This window comes from Actinomycetaceae bacterium MB13-C1-2 (assembly GCA_035621235.1).
Classification (GTDB): Bacteria; Actinomycetota; Actinomycetes; order Actinomycetales; family Actinomycetaceae; genus Scrofimicrobium.
This window is the reverse complement of the sequence record CP141731.1, coordinates 1746542-1766139: the sequence shown is the minus strand read 5'-3', so window position 1 is coordinate 1766139 and position 19598 is coordinate 1746542. Positions and strand designations below refer to the sequence as shown.

Below are 19598 nucleotides of genomic sequence, written 5' to 3'. Positions count from 1 at the left end.
AGCACGGATCTCCCGGTCACCACAGCGAGCAGAGATATAGGAGACACGCCCTAGAGACACAGAGAGGACGTCCCGGCGATAGTCACCTTGCTACAGAGCCAAGACGTCAGAATAGGATTTCATCATGAGCGTTCCACCGAACCCCCAGAGCGAACAACAGAACGTCCGAGTCGTGGTGGTCGAAGACGATCCCACCCTCAACGAACTTCTGGTAATGACCATGAAAGCTGAAGGATGGGAGGTCGAGCAGACCAGACACGGCGTTGACGCTTTGACCCTGATTCGTAACCGGACACCGGACGTCGTGATTATGGACGTGATGATTCCGGGCATCGATGGAGTCGAGGTGGTCCGCAGACTTAGGGACCGCGGAATTGACGTTCCTGTCCTGTTCCTAACCGCCAAGGACGAGCTTCAGGACAAGCTAGCGGGACTGTCGGCTGGAGGAGATGACTACGTTACCAAGCCATTTAGTCTGGAAGAGGTCGTGTTGCGTCTTCGAGCGCTGGTGCGCAGACGAGTGGCCCCTATCCCCCAGCAATTGGGCGATGAGAATCTGTTGGTCGTTGGGGACTTGAAGCTGAACCCACAGACGCATGAGGTTTCACGAGGCGAGACTCCCATCGAGCTAACCGCGACCGAGTTTGCACTGCTTCAGTACTTGATGGAGAACCCAAAGATCGTGCTCTCAAAGTCAAAGATCCTCGACCACGTCTGGAACTATGACTTTGGAGGAAAAGCGAGCGTGGTAGAAATCTACATTTCATACCTGCGTAAGAAGATCGATTCTCTCGGCGATCCGATGATCCGAACCGTGCGCGGGGTCGGATACTCGATCAGGCCCGCAGATGAATAAGGCAGCGTCCAACGCGCCGAGCAAAGCTCGTTTCTCACCGCGTTCACTTCAGACGACTCTCGTCGCACTAATCGCTGTGATCCTGTTGATCGTCGGGCTAATCATCTCTCTGGTTACCATCACTGCTTTGAACCGTGATCTGCTAGGACGCGTTGACGAGCAACTTCGAGTCTCCATGAGTATGACTCTTCGTAATGAAGATAGCCCTGGATTCGGTCCCGGTCCATCGGACCAGAGTCCCCAGGATCAGCCACAAACCAAAGATCCAGGAGCGACGAGCCCAACCGGAGGACCGCGCCTGGGTAGTCTCGAAGTGCTCACCATGGGAGGCGGGGACGAGGCTTTCGGCCAGGTGGTTACCAACGAGGGCACGGTTCGGCAGCTTTCAGTCAATGAGATCGCGACGATCACCAGCGCCGTAACGGCAGGGCACCGCGAAACCACTCTTGAGGGCCTGGGCACCTACCGACTTCTTTCGGCCTCAGGAGGAGGCGCGGGAGGGGCCAGCGATGTTGTCTCGGCGACGGTTGGACAAAATCTTGCCGACGTTCGCCAGACAAGTCGGAACCTAACCTGGACGCTGGTCCTTACAACCGTCGTTGCAGTACTACTCGGGGCGGTCGCGGGACACTACATGGTTCGTGCGTCTCTTCGTCCGCTAGAGGTCCTGCGTCGAACGACAATGAAGGTGAGCAATCAGCAACTCGAATCCGGCGCAGTAACACTCCCCGGAAGGGTTCCCGAGGCTTCCCTCACCCCGGGAACCGAGGTCGGCGACCTCGGTCTGTCATTCAATGACATGCTCGATCACGTTGAGGACGCGCTCAATCAGCGCGAAGCGAGCGAGAACAAACTCAAACAGTTTGCCGCGGACGCATCACATGAACTCCGCACTCCCCTAGCTGCCATTAGTGGTCACGCCGAACTCGCAGCAAGAAGAAGTGGCGACATGCCCGAAGACGCCGCTTTGTCCCTCAACCGCATCCGATCCGAAGCGGGACGGATGGGAACTCTGGTCGAGGACCTGTTGCTCCTCGCCCGCCTCGACTCCGGGGATGGCGGACCAACCGAGCGGGTTGATATGGCGCGCCTGGTAACCGATTGTGTGACTGATGCACAGGTCGTTGGAAGGGATCATCATTGGTTGCTTGAGATCGACGAGAGTTCCGATCAAATGTTGGTTGATGGAAATCAAGTGCGATTTCATCAGGCGGTGGCAAATCTACTGGCCAACGCAAGACTGCACACTCCGGCTGGAACTGCGGTGACGACCCGCGTTACTGACGACGGAGACGTGATTCGGGTGGAGGTTCAAGATGACGGACCGGGTATCGACCCTCAGCTTCTCTCAAGCGTCTTTGAAAGATTCACGCGCGGCGATACAGCAAGAGCCCAGAACCCCCGTAACCCCAGTAGAAGTACAGGCTTAGGCCTAGCGATAACCTGGGCCATTACGCAGGCGAGCGGCGGAACAGTCTCAGTCGAAAGCAATGAGGGCGGAACGCTCTTCACGATGAGGCTTCCGGCCTCATCTCAGCAGAACTGAGGGCCCGTTCGTAACTTGGTTCGATCGAGAAGCCGCGCGGGCGTGTCGACGCGGTTGACAAACCCGGCTTCTATGCGACGATCGGACCAGCTGGTCAGCCGTCTGAGACATGGAACTGAAGAAGTGGTGATATTTCGTGCAACCTAAATCGTTCACGGCGCGAGCCAAGGCGATCGCGACATTGGTCGCAGCACTGGTTGTTATCGGAGTGATTATCTGGATCGATGTCAACACCGGTGTGTGGAACGAACTGGTAGTCCTTTCCGGCCTTGCTGCTGGTCTCGTCACATTCCTACTAACGACGATGGTGCTTGATCGCATCCTCGCTCGTTCTGCAGCGCGTCGCTGGGCCCCGGTTAACCGTATTGCTCTCTCTGAGTTCTTGCACGCTATCGCCGACGAAGAACGTAGCGAGATCTCCCGGAACAAGATCGTGATCCGCAGTTTCAAACCGATTCCCGACCACATAGATGAGCGGGCGCGAACAGAGGCACTTGAGGCTTTGCAACACCAGGTTGTTGCAGAGCGTCAGCGTCTGGCCGATGTGCTGAGTCGGTGGGCACAGTTCCTCGCCTCCAGTGGAAACAACGAGGAAATACTGACTCACATCGCCAGTATCGCCTGGCAGTTTGACCGAATCCGGGACGAAGCAATCGAATCTGAAACCGATTCTGGATTGACACAGTTGGGTGAACTAAACGCCGAAATACAGTCGTGTAACGATGCCGTCACTGCCCTTGAGGCAGAGATTCGAACCCGACTGTCCGCGGAGAACCTGTCTGGTCAACCAAATTAGGCCGCCATCTTCTGTGTCGCAGACTTAAGTGGCTTTTGAGGAGCGCCCTGCCCACGCACGTAAGTCAGCCAGCCCGGAGGGCCAGCCCAGCGGATAGAACAACAGCAGTTCCTCTGATGAAGAGTCTCCAAGATAAAAGAGCGACCATTGGTGCCCCCGCTGGGGCTCGAACCCAGGACAAACGGATTATGAGTCCGCTGCTCTAACCGACTGAGCTACGGGGGCCAGCCTCGCCTATCTTAGCCTGTCCTCGCGACTGCCTCACACACGGGAAGCGTGAGTTCTGATGTATCCTCCAAGTCGCTCACTAGCGACATGAGTTCCGGCGTGATTGCTGTCTCATCAATGCGCCATGACACGCTCCAGAGGCGAGAAATGCCCAACCAAGAGGTGAGAAAGCATGAGCAAATCACCTCGACAAGCCCGATCCAAAGCATGCCATCAACTAACTCGATGGCGGCGGCCAGTCAGCTCAGTTGGTCAGGAAACCCTTTGGATGTCTGCCGATATAGCCAATATAGATTCGCCCGTCCCGATCAGCGTTGTCCAGGTAGTACATGCGAGGCGAGAAACCGTCGCCTGAGCCGACCCGGAAGTGCGACTCCATGAAGACTTTTCCGCCCGGATCAACTTCAAGCGGAACCGGGAATTCTCGTAGTTGCCGCAGATCGTCGCGGGTGCGGATCATCTCGGTCTCGTGGCGGGCATGGCGTCGCACCGAGACCTTGTGTCCATCGAGCTCATTGTTTCTGAGGTACATGTCAAAGTCGATGTTGACTCCGCTAGCCTTCAGTTGGGCAAAATCATAGAGCGCGCGAACGAATGACCACGTCGCCGCCGCGTACTGTCCATGACTATCCCTTTGAGCAACAGCGTCCAGGGCGGCAATGTCTCCGGTAAACACCACGTGTTCACGGATTGTCTCCCCCTCGGGAGCGTTTGTCAGGATAGCCGCAATCTCATGCAGGTCCCCGGGCGTATTCCATTCATCGGCCTCTGGTAACTGTGCTGCAAGAGCTTCAAACTGTCGTGCTTCCATCAACTGCTTGCGATAGAACGTTAGTTTTGCACTGTACTCATTAGCCTCTTCTTGGGCGAGGGCCGCGTCGGCATGAGCATCCGCCAGCTCACTCATGGCCGTCGTCAACTGGGCCGAGAAGTGGTCCAGTTCCTCCTGCGCCTCGTCCACCATTTCAAGGGCCGCCGCACGCTCATCGTCTCTGGCTACCAGTACTAAATCCGCCTCGGTAATCTTGCGGTCTACCGTGTCTTCGGAAACGTCTTCGTGACCGTGTGGATAGAGCCAACGTCGCAGAAAAGAAGCGACCCTGGAAAGGCCTTTCGCGCTCTCATCCAGTTCAGGCCGATCAACTGCGCTCGTAATTCGTCTCGATGAGACCGGTCCTGATGGGGTGGAGGTGTCCTTCTGATCGCTCGTACTCTCAGCCGGCTTGTCGGGTCGGTCGCCTAGATGTTCGATTTGCCGGGGCGCGTCTGAGGCAGAATCCAGTCCGCCTGAGCTCAGGACCTTGCCAGCACTATCGTAAGCGGGCTCGTCTGTAGCGGATTGGATGCGGGCGATGTCTGGCTCCGCTGCCGACATTCCTCTAGTCGCCCTCTCACCAGCAAGAGACTTTTCCAGTTTCTCGGTAGATTCGGTTGTCGGCGAGTCTTCCGAAATCTGGGATGACTGCGAAAGAAGAACCTCGTCAAATGACGCCTGTCCTTCGGGCCCTAAACCTCGTTCCGCGCTCTCCTCGTGAGGACGAGGGAGGTGACTCCTTACTAGCGATGCGATTCGCCCATGGCGTGCCTGACGATCAATCTGAGCGCGCAGCGAGAGCAATTCGGGCGCAAGTGGTCGCTCCAACATCTGACGACGAGGCAGCCGCGAGTGCAGAATCGGCAAAATTCCTTGAACCTGCTGTTGCGCATCCAGGGACCGCGCAAGAGTGTTCGGCCCCGTATAGCGGTGCCGTGCGCCCGAGACCGGATCATCAATGTCCACGTGTGGCAGGTAGGTGCGGACGTCGCCGCGTGGAACTTGAAGGTGAGAGGGCAATTGCCTGTTGAACTTGGGGACAACAGTCTCGGCCAAGACAAATCCGGTCGCAGTTCCGATGCTACGACGCATCAGCGACCCGATTACGTGTGCGAACTCCTCATCGCTACTGGTCCGAGGCGAAGCTGCAGCCACGACAGAAGCGGTTCTATCCGGATCAAGAACAGCGTCAATCAGATGTTTCACGGTCTTGCGGTGAACAATCACCGGCTGGGTAGTAAGGCGCGTGTATCCGTTGTAGCAGCTTCGTTCATCCAGCATCACCCGGACGATGCTCGGCACCTCGAACCGGTCGATTGCCTCAAGAATTGATTCGTCGTCCGTGGCACCTTGAATCAGTATGTTGGCTCCGGGACGGCCTCGATACTGCGTGGGGAAGGCGTAGATTGTTGTGCGATGGTAGCGCTCCGGAGCCCCTCCGTCCGCCACCAGTGATGGATCGGGGGTTGCTGGTCCTCCCACGTCAAGGGAATCATCCACCGCGAGCGACTGCGGAAGGTAGACACGGAAAACTCGCCCCTCAGCCTTTCCCCCGAATCCCGACGACCGAGCCTGCTGCGCGAAGATACCTTCGGAAAGCTGAATCTCCGTGTAGTCTTCTCCTCGGTCTTCGACGCCGCAACCCGGAGAGACACGCTCAAGCCACTGTCTGACATAGGCATCGACAACGTCGCCCGCTGATTCGTCATCTGCGAGTCTGAATACGAAGTTGGATCGATATCCCGTGTAGAACGGCCTGTCCGCCACCTGTGTTAGCTTCATGTCGGCTCCCTCGCCTTCCTCGGCCCAAGATGCCAGAACAGGTCAGAACGGCTGACGTTCTGACCTGTCGTTTCGGCTCCTGCGGTTGGACTCGAACCAACAACCGTCCGATTAACAGTCGGATGCTCTGCCATTGAGCTACGCAGGAATGCGCAAGGACGATACTACGGCGCTAGAGCGTTCTTTTCCAAACCAAAACGGGTCCCTGAGAGCTAATCCTCAACCCCGAGCTCCTCTCGAAGTGTCTGCTCGATTTCATCGGCCTTTATGCGATCATCCTCGCTCAGATCACCATCTGCCAGCAACGTCGAGAACAGTTCGCCATCAACCCGGCGCCGGATCGAGGCCGATACTTTCACTCCGGTCGGCGTATAGAAGGAACGCGTTGCAACTATGGTCTTTTCGACCCTGGTCGTGATCGCCTCCATTAGCGATCTGGGATCATCCGTTTCAGTAGTGACAACCACCGGCTCGCGCCCCGGCTGGACCCATATCACGGTCAATCTCCTGTTGTTTGCCGTCCACTTCACATACTGAACCTCGTGCCACAGTCCAGAGTCCTCCACGCCACCCGGGCCAATCAGAATCAGGGCGTGGCGTCCAGCCAACACCACCCGCTCCTCGTCGATGCTCTCCCAAGGCTGACTCTGGTCACCACTCGGAACGAACTGTGCGAATGGTTCTGGCAACGCGATCCTGTTTGCCTTCCGGCCCGACGCTTTTAGTTTTCCGAACATGTTCCAATTCAACCCGGTTTGGTTACGGGTGGCAACGTTTGCTCAGAGAAACTGCCGGTCTGCAGTACAACCCCAGCGTATGCAACGCAAGCTCCCGGCCGGGGACTCCGGACTACGACAGGTCGCTGTAGGACCGTCTCTTCTTGTCGATATCGATCAACTGGATAAACGCCTGCTTGTACTCATCTGATTCCGGCTCGCTGCGTCGCAGTTGCGCTTGGAGATTACTTGCTTGACGCAAAAGGTCCCTTCGGACCAACGAGCGGACAATCCCCTGAGCGTAGTCGCGCACGGCACCCTGCTCCCCCTCGTTCACCGGCAGGTCCGTAAGGACGAGGGCAGTCACCTGGTCCCGCGCCGACTGATCCAGGCCGTCCAGCAGATGCTCCCCCCAACGACGAACTGCGAGATTCACTGAATCACTTCCAACGCCGACCTCTTTCTCGGCTTTCGACAGTTCGTCGAGGAATGAGTCAAGACCTCCATTTGCGGTGATGACGTCAAAAACCAGTCTGTGGGTGGGAACCGAAAAGGAGTCCGCTTCGAGCATCTCAAAACCGGCACCAACAACTTCCAGCGGGTGCTGGATCGTGGCGGCCAAAGCGTAGCGTTCACTCAGGGAAGCCGGGTCTGTGGGCAACTGGGAGGGTCGCCGAACTGGGGCCGTCACCGGGCTAGAACCTCCCGTGTTTCGAAGGTCCTGAGGCGGGCGCTCTCGACTTGCGGCGTGCTGAGCCGACTCGACCTCGCGCGGCTCCATGCCCAGCCAGCCAGCTACCTGACGGGTGTACTCGGACCGAAGAGCTCGGTCCTTGATACCAGCCAAAATAGGTGCGCAGGCGCGCAAGCCCTGGACTCGTCCCTCGGCGTTGGTCAGGTCAAGTTCGCCGAGCACCGAACGCAGAACAAACTCGAAAAGAGGAACCCGGCTGGCGATCAGACGCTGCACTGCCTCCGGACCACGTTGGGTCCACAGATCGCACGGGTCTTTGCCTTCAGGATCAACTGCGACAAAAGTCTGCGCGGCGAAGGACTGATCCTGAACGTAGGCACGTCGGGCAGCGGCTTTACCGGCCTCATCCCCGTCGAAAGTGAATATGACCTGCCCTCCGTGGGCACGTCCGTCGGAGAGCACGACACCTGCGGCAGGGCTCTGCACATCCCCCAGCAGGCGGCGAACGATCTGTGTATGCTCGCGCCCGAATGCTGTTCCGCACGTAGCAACGGCGGTTGTCTCTCCGGAGGCATGGGCGGCCATCACGTCCGTATAGCCTTCAACAATCACTACTTTACGTTGTTTTGCGATGTCCTTCTTCGCCAAATCGATCCCATACAGAACCTGAGATTTCTTGTAGATCGCCGTCTCCGGAGTGTTGAGGTACTTGGGCGAGTTTGGGTCATCACCCAACCGACGCGCACCGAAGCCTACAGTCGCCCCGGTCAGATCGCGGATCGGCCACATTACCCTGTTCCGGAACCGATCGTACGGACCGCGGTTACCCTGCACCGCGAGACCTGAGGCGATCAGTTCATCTTCGGTGAACCCTTTGGAACGTAGATGCCGGATAAGGCCGTCCCATCCAGACGGAGAAGCTCCAACTCCAAAACGATCAACCTCGGCCTTACCGAAACCCCGTCCCTGGACGAACTCACGCGCTTCCTTAGCCTCCGGGGAATCAAGATATCCTCGGTAAAAATCTTGCGCGACGCGGTGAGCCTCAAGAAGTCTCTGCCGTTTACCGGGTTCGCTTCCTCGTCTGGGTCCTTCACCGTCCTCGTACCTCAGAGTTACCCCGTATTTTCCCGCCAGGTACTCTACTGCCTCCGCGAAGGAAAGATGATTGAGCTTCTGCACAAACGAGAAGACGTCTCCGCCCTCGTCACATCCGAAACAGTGCCATAGTCCCAGGCCAGGACGGACGTGGAACGAGGGGGTTCGTTCGTCATGAAACGGGCACAGACCCTTCATGGAACCAGCTCCGGCACCCTTGAGAGTCACCTGTTCCCCGACGACGGACTCTATTCGGGCGCGCTCACGAACGGCGTCGATATCCTCACGTCTGATTCGCCCTGGCATGAGCACAGTCTAAGCCGAGGTCGCAGCCCCACGGTTCGCCCTCTGAGAACCGTCGCGGGGCGCACCCTAGAGAAGCGTCGATAGCATCCCGCAGTGTCGGGCATGCCACTGATTTGCCGAGAAGTCGGTCAAGCAGGCGATCTGATCGATGACCGCCCTGAGTCTTCCCGCGTCGTCCGTTGCCTTATGCCACTCGGCGCGAAACGGTTCTTCGAGACTTGTCGGTGCCGTGTCCTTCAGCGCGCTAACCAAATCGAAAATCAGGGTTCGCTGTTGGAAGTACAGGGGTTCGAGTTCTCGGGGAGCCATCACGTAGTGCACGGCGATGCCCTTGAGGAACATGATCTCAGCCTCAGTCTCGCGTGGAACGACCAAGTCGGCTCCGTATCGTCCCAATGGGCCGTCTCCAAAACGCTCCCGGGTTGCCTCTATGGTCGCACCACAGAATCTGCCAATTAGGGAAGATGTCAGATCCTTTAGCCGGGCCTGCCCGGCATACGTCCCGTCATAGTAGGTGGGCCAAAATGTCTGGCGCATTAGTCGATGCGCCGCCTGACGAAGCTCGTCCACGCTGTATCCGGGCCCGTACCACCGAGTTGTAGAGCCCGCCACCTGCGAGATTTCGTTCTCGTTTATTAGCTCGGCAAGATCACAGTTACCGGTTGTCACCGCGTCTTCTAGGTCGTGGACGGAGTAGGCGATGTCATCCGAAAGATCCATAACCTGCGCCTCAAGACAGCGCCTTCCCTCCGGCGCTTCCTCGCGCATCCAAGTAAAGATCTCCGTATCGTCGGGGTAGCACCCGTACTTTATGGCGGACTTCTTCGGATCCGGCCCTTCGCCTTTCCGCCACGGATACTTAGTCAGCGCATCGAGTGTGGCCCGGGTTAGGTTTAGCCCGCCGTGTTCGCCGTTTGGACCGAGCACCTTTGTCTCAAGGCGGGTGACCAACCGGAATGTCTGGGCGTTACCTTCAAATCCCCCGACATCCTTCGCTGCCTCATCCAGCGCCTTTTCGCCGTTGTGCCCAAATGGTGGGTGACCTAGATCGTGAGCCAGGCAAGCGGCATCCACAATGTCCGGTTCAAGGCCGAGCTCCTGCGCAAGTCCCCTACCGATCTGAGCGACCTCAAGGGTGTGAGTAAGGCGAGTTCGAACGAAATCGTCCGTGGCAGGGCCAAGAACCTGCGTCTTGGTTCCGAGGCGGCGCAGACCTGCTGAGTGAAGAATCCGAGCGCGATCTCGCTCAAATGGGGTTCGGTGAGACTCCTTCGGGGCTTCACCAAACCGTCGCTCCGCATCCCAGGTTGTGTAGGGCCACAAAAAACTGGGGCGGACTTCTAAGACTTGAGATTGCTCCACAGGGCTAAGGTTAGTATGAGTATTCGACCGGACCCGCTACTGGGACGACAAACCTCGGGGGTTGGTAGTGGATTTACCGCGCCAGACCGTTACCACGCGCATGATTCATCGGCGCGCCAAGACGCAGGCCCCTTGGTGGCATTCTGCGGTGATCTGTGATTTTCCAGGTGCCTTTAGCAACGATGACCTAAAGCGTGCCGCGCGACTACTGCCAGATGTCGCGGAGCTTGGTTTTGATGCGGTCCTCATCAGACCCGCAAGCCCAAGGGTTGATGTTGGGGCCAAGTCCCTTCCTTCTTTCGTTGAGAAGGCGCACGATCAGGGTCTGAAGGTGGTTGTGCGCGCGTTCCTCACGGACGATGAAGCGGACCTTAGACCCGAGAGCAGCCCACCTCAGCTCACTCTTGAGCACGATGTCTCTGAGTTACACCGTCGCGCTCGGGCAATCCTGGCGACAAACGCCGACGGAGTTGACTTGGGTCTAGTAAATGACGAGGCGGGGAGCCCCGACTCAGCAGCTAATGCTCGCGCATTCACAGAGGCGGTTCAGGGGCAACTTGCTGAGGTCGAGTTAGCCGGAGGAACGACAATCCTCGCAGCTGCGATCCCTTCGCAGCCGAGGGAGGCAGCGCTCCGACACCTGACTGAGGAGTGGTTTCACCACCTACGCGATGATTCGCTCGTTGCGACGCCGTGGGACGCCCACGAGATCAAACAACGGGTTAGCTTGGCTTACGCGGATCGTGACCCACTGGGTCACACCGCCGCATGGCGCTATTCGCTTCCCAAGTGGACAGATTCCCCGTACGCGAGGAACAGCGCCGACTACGGCTGGGCCAAGAGCTCTAAGAGCGATCAGCGCGAAATGGCGATGATGCTCTATGCAGCATCGCTTCCCGGATCAGTCTATGTACCCTTCCTGCACGTGGGTGGCGGAGTCACGGTCAAGGACGGCGCCGCTCCACGACTCAAACTCAGCTTCGAGAAGGGAAGGCAAGCGAAGAGTCAAGCAACCCTAACCAAGGAGGCTCTTCTGGTTAGGAAGAAGCACGCACTAGGCGACGCGACGCTCGCATTTCTCGATGGCCCAGGGTACTGCGACACCAAGACAGCAGTGCACTTGAGTGGCGATGTCCTCGTGGTTCTAAATACTGGGAAAGCCGATGTCATCATCCCTGCCGAGAACCGGCCACTTGTAATGTCGGGCGACCTTCGCCTCACCCCGGACGGGGAGACCGTAGTACGGCCTAACTCCTGCGCCTGGTTTCTTCCGCCAACGCCAGAACCCGCGGGGCCTCTCGCCTACCGATAACTGGATCTAGAGAGACCGATAACTGGACCTAAAGAGAATTTCTAACTGGACCTAAAGAGATTTTCTCAATTCCTCGAGTGTCGGCTGGCCGGGTGCGCTCTCGCGTCCCACGGTTGCGAACGTGAATGCACTACGTCGGGCAGCGTCCCCTAAACGCGTCTGTTTGCCCCCCGGCCCCATCCCCAGCACCACCGAGGGAACCTCTAAATTCTCAACCGCCCACATTTGCGCTTCTCTGATCGCTTCAGCGCTCCGGGCTCCATCCATCATGGCCGAGAGTTTGGCAACATTAGCGCCGCTCGCCTCGGCCTCAGAGAGCCACTCCTCGAAGGATTCGGATGAGTGAATCGGGATCAGGAGATGGAAGGAACCGACCACAGGAACTTCTTCTCTGACCTCACGAATTAGTTCGTTTGCCCCGGCCCGCTGATACTCGATGTCGACCGCATCTGCCCACTGAGCGGCAGAACGGAGTAAACGATCGTAGTCCAGGTCCTCATCATCGACGAGCCCCCGACGTTTAGCTCCGCCTTCCGCCGCGGTGCGGTAGGTTGCCAAAACCGGAACCCCGGTGGCCTCACGCATCTCGTCAGCCACCTCAGCAACCTTGCGAAGCGATATTTTCTTCGAACTCCGTTTCGGTTCAAGCCAGTCCAGACGCCATTCGACCATGTCTGCCCCAGCCGAAGCAGCTTCACCCCATTCTTTGCGAACATCCTTTAGATTCTTCGAAGTGAGCGGCACTACAGCGACGACTCCATCCCTGTCTCGAAATCGCTCAAGCAGATCAGCCACCGGAACCTCCATCATCAGCGTCAGCCAGTCCCTCACGTTCATCCTCGGAGAGAATTTGTGAGCTAAGCCAACCATAGGGCAAATGCGGCCTACGAGGTTTGCCGGCCCGGACCCCCTTCCCAGCCGAGCCAGGAGGAAGCTTCAGGTCGCCGTCGAGCTCACCGAGTCTGTCTTCTAGCTCCTGTAAGGAGTCGACGAGATTCAACTCTCGGCGTACTTCACCCCCGATTGGAAACCCTTTCAGGTACCAACCGACGTGTTTGCGCATCTCTCGCATTGCCCGAAACTCATTTTGTTCGGCCTCGACGGTGCCACGGGCCTGCTCAAGTAGAGTTCTCCGAGCCTGATCGAGCGTGGGCTGATCCGGCGTTGGCAAACCCCATACTGAACAGACTGCATCCTCGAACAGCCAGGGTCGCCCCTGGGCTCCGCGACCTATGGTCACGGCGTCACACCCGGTTTCTTCAAGCATCGACGCAGCATCGGCCCCGGTGAACACGTCCCCGTTCCCGAAGACCGGAACTCTCATTTGCTCCTTGAGCCGGGCAATCCACGACCACCTTGCCGCCCCGGAATAGTACTGCTCCTGGGTGCGAGCGTGGAGCCCTACCGCTGCAACGCCGCACCGCTGCGCGATCTCAGCCGCATCGAAGACCGTGACGTGATCATTATCTATGCCTATGCGCATCTTTACCGTAACCGGGATACTCCCCGGACCACCGGGAGCCCCCGCGTCGACGGCTTTGACAACCGACCGAACGATATCCTCAAAAAGATCGCGCTTCCACGGGATTGCGGCCCCGCCGCCCTTACGCGTCACCTTCGGCACCGGACAGCCGAAGTTGAGATCGATGTGATCAACCAATTCCCGGTCGACTAGCAGATTCGCCGCTCGTCCAAGATCCTCTGGTTCAGTACCGTAGAGTTGAACTGATCTGACTCGCTCGCTCGGGTCCGGGCGAACCATGTGCCAGGCCTTTTCGTTGTTCTCAAGCAGTGCACGCGCCGTGACCATCTCTGCGACATACAGCCCGGACGGTCCGTCCACTCCGGGGATAGCCCGTTCAAGGAGCTCTGGATGGTACTCGGCGAGAGGCGACTCGCCGAACTTCCGACAGACTTTTCGGAAGGGAGCATCGGTGACCCCGGCCATTGGTGCCAGGATCAGCGGAGTGTGAACTCGAACCGCACCGAGCTCAATCGGCGTGGGTGCCTCTAGGCGACCTCTAGGCGATCCAGCAACCATGAACGCACCTCGGCAATCGGAACGCGCACCTGTTCCATGGTGTCGCGGTCACGAATGGTAACTGCATCGTCTTCGAGGGAGTCGAAGTCGTAGGTTATGCAGAACGGAGTACCGATTTCGTCCTGTCTGCGGTAGCGACGACCCACTGCGCCGGTCTCGTCGTACTCAACGTTCCAAAGCTCGCGGAGCCTAGAGGCGAGTTCCTTCGCGGGAGTGGACAGTTCTTCTTTCTTCGAGAGAGGAAGAACCGCGACCTTCACGGGCGCTAGCCGTGGGTCGAGACGAAGCACAACTCGCTTTTCGACGCCCCCCTTGCCGGTTGGCGCTTCGTCCTCGGAATACGCCTCGACGAGGAAAGCCATAAGTGATCTGGTCAAACCCGCCGAAGGCTCAATGACATAAGGGGTCCATCTCTCCCCTGTCGCCTGGTCAAAGTAATCGAGCTTGGCGCCAGACGCCTCAGCGTGAACACTCAGGTCGTAATCTGTACGGTTGGCGACGCCCTCAAGCTCGCCCCATTCGGATCCCTGGAACCCGAAGGTGTACTCGATGTCAACGGTTCGCTTCGAGTAGTGAGACAGCTTTTCTTTGGGGTGCTCATAGTGACGGAGGTGGTCGCGATTGATACCAAGATCCACGTACCAGTTGGTGCGAAGATCAATCCAGTACTGATGCCACTCCTCGTCCGTACCCGGAACAACGAAGAACTCAAGCTCCATCTGCTCAAACTCGCGAGTGCGGAAGATGAAGTTGCCCGGGGTGATCTCGTTGCGGAACGACTTTCCGATTTGGGCGATACCGAACGGCGGTTTCTTCCTGGCCGAGGTCATGACGTTGAGGTAGTTAACGAAGATTCCCTGAGCCGTTTCAGGACGCAGGTAGTGCAGTCCCGCCTCGTCATCCACCGGCCCGAGGTAGGTCTTCATAAGCCCAGAGAAAGCTTTGGGTTCCGTCCACTCGCCACGGGTTCCACAGTTAGGGCAGGCAATCATCTCCATGGTCACCGCCGATTCTTCCAACCCGTTCTTCTCGGCGTACTGCTCGATAAGCTGATCCTCACGGAAGCGGTTATGACACTTCTGGCACTCAATGAGTGGATCAGTAAACGCGGTGACGTGACCAGAGGTCTCCCAAACTTTGGTGGGGAGGATGACGGATGAGTCAATTCCGACGACGTCGTCGCGTAGACGAACCATCGTCTTCCACCACTGGCGCTTGATGTTCTCTTTGAGTTCAACTCCCAATGGCCCATAGTCCCAGGCAGATCGGGTGCCACCATAGATCTCGCCACACGGGTAAACAAACCCTCGTCTCTTGGCAAGGTTGATGACTGCTTCTAGCTGACGAACATCCGAACTCACGCCGAACTCCTTGATTCCTTTGCCGACCCTGTACGCGAAGCACTGGTTTGCCCTTCTCGTGGCGGCATCAGCCAAGTTTAGCTAGAGCCGTTGAAGACCTCGAAGTCAGTTCCAGTAGACTTCGTTACTTTTTCGGGTCGTTGCCCTCAGACGCCCCTAGATTTCTTGACTATCATTCGCAACAAGAACAGGATAGTCGGGTGACTCAGTCAAGTTCTCCTCCGGATGCAGCTGTTGCTTTCGATGATCTCGAAGTCGGCTACGGGCGCCACGTTGTGCTTCACGACATCAGTGCCCGTATCGAACCCGGCGAGTGCGTCGCCATAACGGGCAATAATGGTAGCGGAAAGTCGACACTGGTCAAGGCTCTGATGGGAATCGAACCGTTCCAGAGGGGCATGATTGATCTCTTCGGATATATCCGTTCAACAGGCGCCTCGCCGATTGGGACCCCGCCTTGGATGAGGGTCGGTTACGTTCCGCAACGTCTTTCATCCGTTGGGGGCGTCGAGTCTTCGGTCTTTGAAGTAGTTCAGTCAGGACTTCTCGGGTATAGAACCCTATGGCCAAAATCGGGTTCCAAACAAAGAGTCCAAGAGACCCTTCAGCAGGTCGGCTTGGCGCACCGCGCTAAAGAACCATTCGCAATACTCTCCGGCGGTCAACAACAGCGCGCACTAATTGCCCGAGCACTCGTTCGTAGACCGGAACTGCTGGTCTTGGACGAACCACTGACCGGACTCGACGCTCACAACCGCGAGCGCCTAGCCCAGATAGTCGCAAACCAGAAAGAGTCGGGAACAACCTCGTTGCTGGTCCTCCATGAACTCGGAGAGTTGACTCCTCTGATCACTCGCGAGCTGAGACTTTCGTACGGGCACCTGGTTCACGACGGACCGTGTACTCATCAAAGCCACTACGATGATTCGTCCGTGTGGATTGACCCCGAGTGCTCGGATGTCAGGCAGGGGTCACGGCTGTGATTGAGTTGCTTACCTCTCCCCTGTTTCTCCGCTCCCTCATTGCCGCACTGCTGGTGGGCGTCTCCGCCCCGGTCGTAGGTACATACCTAGTTCACCGCCGACTTGCGATGCTGGGAGACGGCATTGGCCACGTTGCCCTGACGGGCGTGGCACTCGGATGGTTGGTCGGGTCGGCTGCCAACCTGGTGCCGGTCGATCAACTAGCAGTCCCGGGAGCACTGCTGGCATCGGTCGCAGCGGCCGTGGCAATTGAACTGATCCGCCAATCCGGTCGAACATCAGCCGACGTGGTGTTGGCTGTGCTCTTCTACGGCGGTATCGCTGCCGGAGTTGTTCTTATTGGTTTAGCTGGGGGGACGTCCACCCAGTTGAACTCTTACCTTTTCGGCTCTCTAGCAACCGTATCTTGGAGCGATCTGATAATCATCGCCGTCATGGCGATAGTAATCTTCGTCTTTGGCATCGGTCTGCGGGGAGCCCTGTTCTCCGTCACGTCGGACGAGGACTTCGCTACCGCAACCGGGCTTCCGGTTCGCGGCCTATCGATGCTGATCGCTGTCCTGTCGGCGGTCACCGTGGCCGTCTCGATGCGTGTGGTTGGCGCGCTTTTGGTTTCGGCCCTGATGATCGTTCCCGTTGCAACATCGGGTCTGTTTTCAAAGTCCTTCAAGGGAACGATGGCGATGGGAACGGTACTTGGCGGCATCCTCTGCGTCGCGGGCCTTTGGATAACCTTCTATGTGAATGTCTCGCCAGGCGCGATGATCGTCGTGTTGGCTGTAACTGTCTACGCCGTAGCGTTCTTCTTTAGGACCATTGCAGATAGATCCAAGCGAAAAGTCGAGGTACACCACTGATGGCCCAAATCCAGCGAATGACGAAGCAGCGTCAGGCAGTTCTCGCCGCGCTTCAAGGGCGTAATGAGTTTCGGTCAGCCCAACAGGTCCATTCCGATCTGGTGAGCGAGGGCGAGTCGGTAAGTCTCGCGACGGTCTATCGTAACCTTCAGATTCTTGAGGAATCCGGCCAGGTGGATACCGTAAGGGCTGCCGACGGTGAAGTCATGTATCGCCTCTGCGAGGACACCGGCCACCACCACCACTTGGTGTGCACAGACTGCGGGCATACTGAAGAGGTAGACCTGTCCGCTATCGAACCGCTACTCGCCATTGTTTCGGAAAAGAAGGGGTTCGATCTGACCGGGCATGAGCTGGAACTCTTCGGTTTGTGTCCCAGATGCAAGTAGGGTGTAGCTAGTGACCGTCTTTATCCCGAAGGAGATTCCATCTTGATTCCATCATGGGCTCAAAGCGGAGTTCCCCTCATAGTCTTCTTGTTTTTCGTGGTCTTCTTCCGCGCGCAGGGCACCTATTGGGTGGCGCGCTCTGTCCCAGCTCTTGTCACCAGAGCATCAGGCAGGTTCGATTGGCTCAAGGGGTTGGCAAACTGGGCAAACGGACCGGTTCCCCGGAAGGGTGCTCACATTCTCGAGCACTGGGGAATCATCGTTATCCCACTTTGCTTCCTTACGGTCGGCTTGCAAACGGCGATCCTTGGCGGTGCCGGTCTGGTGAGAATGAACTGGGCGAAGTTCACCGCGGCGATGATTCCCGGGTGCGTTGCCTGGGCTCTTCTCTACGGTTTAGGGATGCTCGCGGTATGGCAAGCCGCAATCAAAGCCGCTGCCGGAAGTCCGTGGGCTTGGGCGGCGCTCGCACTGGTTATCGCGGTGGTTACGGTCGTTGTTATTGTCCGGAAACGACGCGAAGCGCCGACTCCCGCAGCCGTGGTTATCAGCGCTCCCGTTGAAGACTAAGACTGGTCTTATTGCACATCCAGGTAATGCGACGACTGGCAAAACGACCATTCCCTAGTACCGGGTCAAGAGCCTTCGACGCGGTCTTTAGCTCCGCCGAATCTGCGGTTTCGGGTGCCGTATTCCACTAGCCGCTCCCAAAGAGCCTCACGTCCGAAATCGGGCCACGCAGTCTGCACAAAATCGAGCTCTGCGTAGGCCAGTTGCCACAGGAGAAAGTTACTGATTCGCTGTTCGCCCGATGTACGAATCAGCAGATCCACGTCCGGGGTGTCAGATAGATAGAGATGGCTGGCGAGGGTCTTTTCGCCGATTGAATCGGGTTTTCGGCTTCCCTCCGCGACCTCCTTCGCCAGTTTTCGTGCCGCATCAGCAATCTCGGCTCGTCCGCCATAGTTCACGCAGAGTAATAGCTCGGTCTTGGTGTTGTCCCTGGTCTTCTCCTCGGCGACCTTGAGTTCCTTGATCACGGACTTCCACAGCTTCGGCTCACGTCCAACCCACCGAACGCGAACCCCCCACTCATTGAGCCTGTCGGTATGTCTTCGAATAGTGTCCCGTGAGTACCCCATGAGAAATCGAACCTCAGCGGGTGAACGGCGCCAATTCTCGGTGGAGAACGCATAGAGAGACAGATACTCGACTCCCGCCTCTACCGCTCCAGCGACCGTATCCATAAGAGAAAGTTCCCCAGCCCTGTGACCGTCTGTACGAGGCAGTCCGCGAGCGTTCGCCCACCGACCGTTTCCGTCCATGATCACCGCGACGTGTTTCGGAGCCTTTCCGAGGAGAGCGGGAGGAACGCGAACCGGTCCCTCTCCCGGCGCAGCGAGCGGATTGTATCCGGGATCGTGGGGTTTCAGTCGGCCCGCGCCACGTGCACCAAAGCTACCAAAGTCATATCGAGAGTCGTGTGCCTTATCGTTCCCTGGCTCTTCGAACTCCAACGATGCCCCGTCCAGCATGGTCCCTCCATTTAGCCGGCTGCGCCAGCGGTCGCGAACGGTAGAGAACGTAGTCTCTGCTCCAGATGCCACTGGCCCCATGCTCCCGCAAGGTCGTGTGCCTGTTCCCACAGCGGAGTCGGTTCGAGCATGGCACTCTGCCAGTCGGCCCGAATCAGGGCCTCCATTAGGGTGGCGCTACCGGGTTCCATTGGCATTGCGTCGGGGGGAGCACAACTGGCACAGAACGCTCCACCCCCACCCGAGGAGAAGAACCGCAAGTCCCCCGATTGTCCGCACGAAACACAACTGGTCAGCGTGGGACGCCACCCCTCCAAACCCATAGAACGAAGCAGATAGGCCGTCCCGACGAGGGTGGCCGGGCGGGCCGAGCCAGCAAGTGTGTGTAGGGCTCCGTGCAGTAAGTCGAATTGCTCGGGAGTTGGCTCCTCGTGACCCTCGGTTACCTTCTGCGCAGTCTCGACGATCAGCTTGGCGTTGGTGAACTCTGGATAGCTTGACGTCAGCGAGTCTGAGTAGGCGCTAATGGTCTCAACCTGCGTAACCGTGTCCAGGTTGCGTCCGCTGTGAAGCTGGATGTCGACTAGATTGAAGGGGGCAAGACGGGCTCCGAAGCGAGAGGTCGTCCGTCGCACCCCTTTTGCGACGGCCCTGATCTGGCCGGACTTCTTTCCGAGCATCACCACAATTCGATCGGCCTCACCCAGCTTGTAGCTGCGTAGCACGATCACTTGATCACGGTATGTCCGAAGCACCCGTCAATTCTCTCACGAGAATCAACCATCCCTCGATACGGGACTCGCCGCTAGTGGGTTTCGCTCTCGAAAACAACCTGCACTACGTCAATGACTACCTGGACTTGGCTCCGAAACACCACATCGGTCAACCGCCACCGGATTTCGCTCTCGAACTCGACCGAGCA

The 19598-nt window shown here is 57.9% G+C and carries 17 protein-coding genes and 2 tRNA genes; 8 read left to right on the top strand and 11 right to left on the bottom strand.

The features are described 5' to 3' along the window. Nucleotides 1-124 precede the first annotated feature (124 nt). The 3 genes from U6G28_07705 to U6G28_07695 all read left to right on the top strand — a co-directional run bounded on the left by U6G28_07705 (nucleotide 125) and on the right by U6G28_07695 (nucleotide 3198). Nucleotides 125-856 (top strand): response regulator transcription factor, encoded by a 732-nt coding sequence (locus U6G28_07705; GenBank protein WRS29409.1) that lies wholly within the window; start codon nucleotides 125-127, stop codon nucleotides 854-856. Next, entirely contained in the window at nucleotides 849-2402 is a 1554-nt protein-coding gene (locus U6G28_07700; protein WRS29408.1) for a HAMP domain-containing sensor histidine kinase, read from the top strand. The genes U6G28_07705 and U6G28_07700 overlap by 8 nt, the downstream gene beginning before the upstream one ends. Nucleotides 2403-2538: 136 nt before the next feature. Next, entirely contained in the window at nucleotides 2539-3198 is a 660-nt protein-coding gene (locus U6G28_07695) for a hypothetical protein (GenBank protein WRS29407.1), read from the top strand. 148 nt (nucleotides 3199-3346) lie between these two features. Here U6G28_07695 and U6G28_07690 read toward each other — a convergent pair. From U6G28_07690 to U6G28_07665, 6 genes are all read right to left on the bottom strand, one after another. After that, nucleotides 3347-3423, bottom strand: a tRNA-Ile gene (locus U6G28_07690). 247 nt (nucleotides 3424-3670) lie between these two features. After that, nucleotides 3671-6022, bottom strand: coding sequence for a hypothetical protein (locus tag U6G28_07685; GenBank protein ID WRS29406.1), 2352 nt, complete (start codon nucleotides 6020-6022; stop codon nucleotides 3671-3673). Between the two features lie 76 nt (nucleotides 6023-6098). After that, nucleotides 6099-6170, bottom strand: a tRNA-Asn gene (locus U6G28_07680). A gap of 64 nt (nucleotides 6171-6234) precedes the next feature. Continuing rightward, nucleotides 6235-6759, bottom strand: a complete 525-nt coding sequence (locus tag U6G28_07675; GenBank protein ID WRS29405.1) for a hypothetical protein — start codon at nucleotides 6757-6759, stop codon at nucleotides 6235-6237. 112 nt (nucleotides 6760-6871) lie between these two features. Next, entirely contained in the window at nucleotides 6872-8836 is a 1965-nt protein-coding gene (dnaG, locus tag U6G28_07670; protein WRS29404.1) for a DNA primase, read from the bottom strand. A 66-nt stretch (nucleotides 8837-8902) separates the two neighbouring features. Next, a complete protein-coding gene (locus tag U6G28_07665) occupies nucleotides 8903-10198 on the bottom strand; it encodes a deoxyguanosinetriphosphate triphosphohydrolase (protein ID WRS29403.1) in 1296 nt (431 codons plus the stop codon). Between the two features lie 100 nt (nucleotides 10199-10298). Here U6G28_07665 and U6G28_07660 point away from each other — a divergent pair, with 100 nt between their 5' ends. Continuing rightward, nucleotides 10299-11510: a hypothetical protein gene (locus tag U6G28_07660; protein WRS29402.1), complete on the top strand. Its 1212-nt coding sequence runs from the start codon at nucleotides 10299-10301 to the stop codon at nucleotides 11508-11510. Nucleotides 11511-11561: 51 nt separating this feature from the next. On the opposite strand, the gene U6G28_07655 is transcribed toward U6G28_07660, so the two are convergent. The 3 genes from U6G28_07655 to U6G28_07645 are packed head-to-tail and all read right to left on the bottom strand — an operon-like array spanning nucleotide 11562 to nucleotide 14912. After that, nucleotides 11562-12347 (bottom strand): type I 3-dehydroquinate dehydratase, encoded by a 786-nt coding sequence (locus tag U6G28_07655; protein ID WRS29401.1) that lies wholly within the window; start codon nucleotides 12345-12347, stop codon nucleotides 11562-11564. Next, a complete protein-coding gene (gene dusB, locus U6G28_07650) occupies nucleotides 12298-13551 on the bottom strand; it encodes a tRNA dihydrouridine synthase DusB (protein ID WRS29400.1) in 1254 nt (417 codons plus the stop codon). Before dusB ends, U6G28_07655 begins: the two co-directional genes overlap by 50 nt. Beyond that, nucleotides 13521-14912 (bottom strand): glycine--tRNA ligase, encoded by a 1392-nt coding sequence (locus U6G28_07645; protein ID WRS29399.1) that lies wholly within the window; start codon nucleotides 14910-14912, stop codon nucleotides 13521-13523. The genes dusB and U6G28_07645 overlap by 31 nt, the downstream gene beginning before the upstream one ends. 200 nt (nucleotides 14913-15112) lie before the next feature. On the opposite strand from U6G28_07645, the gene U6G28_07640 reads away from it, so the two are divergent. From U6G28_07640 to U6G28_07625, 4 genes are read left to right on the top strand one after another with little or no spacing between them, the layout of a single operon-like run. Beyond that, nucleotides 15113-15895 carry a metal ABC transporter ATP-binding protein gene (locus U6G28_07640; GenBank protein ID WRS29398.1) on the top strand — a complete coding sequence of 261 codons (783 nt, stop codon included), beginning with the start codon at nucleotides 15113-15115 and terminating at the stop codon, nucleotides 15893-15895. Continuing rightward, nucleotides 15892-16752: an iron chelate uptake ABC transporter family permease subunit gene (locus U6G28_07635; GenBank protein ID WRS29397.1), complete on the top strand. Its 861-nt coding sequence runs from the start codon at nucleotides 15892-15894 to the stop codon at nucleotides 16750-16752. The genes U6G28_07640 and U6G28_07635 overlap by 4 nt, the downstream gene beginning before the upstream one ends. Further along, on the top strand, nucleotides 16752-17141 hold the full coding sequence (locus U6G28_07630) for a Fur family transcriptional regulator (protein WRS29396.1): 390 nt from the start codon (nucleotides 16752-16754) through the stop codon (nucleotides 17139-17141). Before U6G28_07635 ends, U6G28_07630 begins: the two co-directional genes overlap by 1 nt. A 42-nt stretch (nucleotides 17142-17183) precedes the next feature. Continuing rightward, nucleotides 17184-17711 (top strand): hypothetical protein, encoded by a 528-nt coding sequence (locus U6G28_07625; GenBank protein WRS29395.1) that lies wholly within the window; start codon nucleotides 17184-17186, stop codon nucleotides 17709-17711. Nucleotides 17712-17776: 65 nt separating this feature from the next. On the opposite strand, the gene U6G28_07620 is transcribed toward U6G28_07625, so the two are convergent. Next, the gene (locus U6G28_07620) at nucleotides 17777-18748 is read right to left on the bottom strand and encodes an isoprenyl transferase (GenBank protein ID WRS29394.1); all 972 of its coding nucleotides are present in this window, start codon (nucleotides 18746-18748) and stop codon (nucleotides 17777-17779) included. Then, nucleotides 18688-19431 (bottom strand): DNA repair protein RecO, encoded by a 744-nt coding sequence (gene recO / locus U6G28_07615; protein WRS29393.1) that lies wholly within the window; start codon nucleotides 19429-19431, stop codon nucleotides 18688-18690. The genes U6G28_07620 and recO overlap by 61 nt, the downstream gene beginning before the upstream one ends. Nucleotides 19432-19598 lie beyond the last annotated feature (167 nt).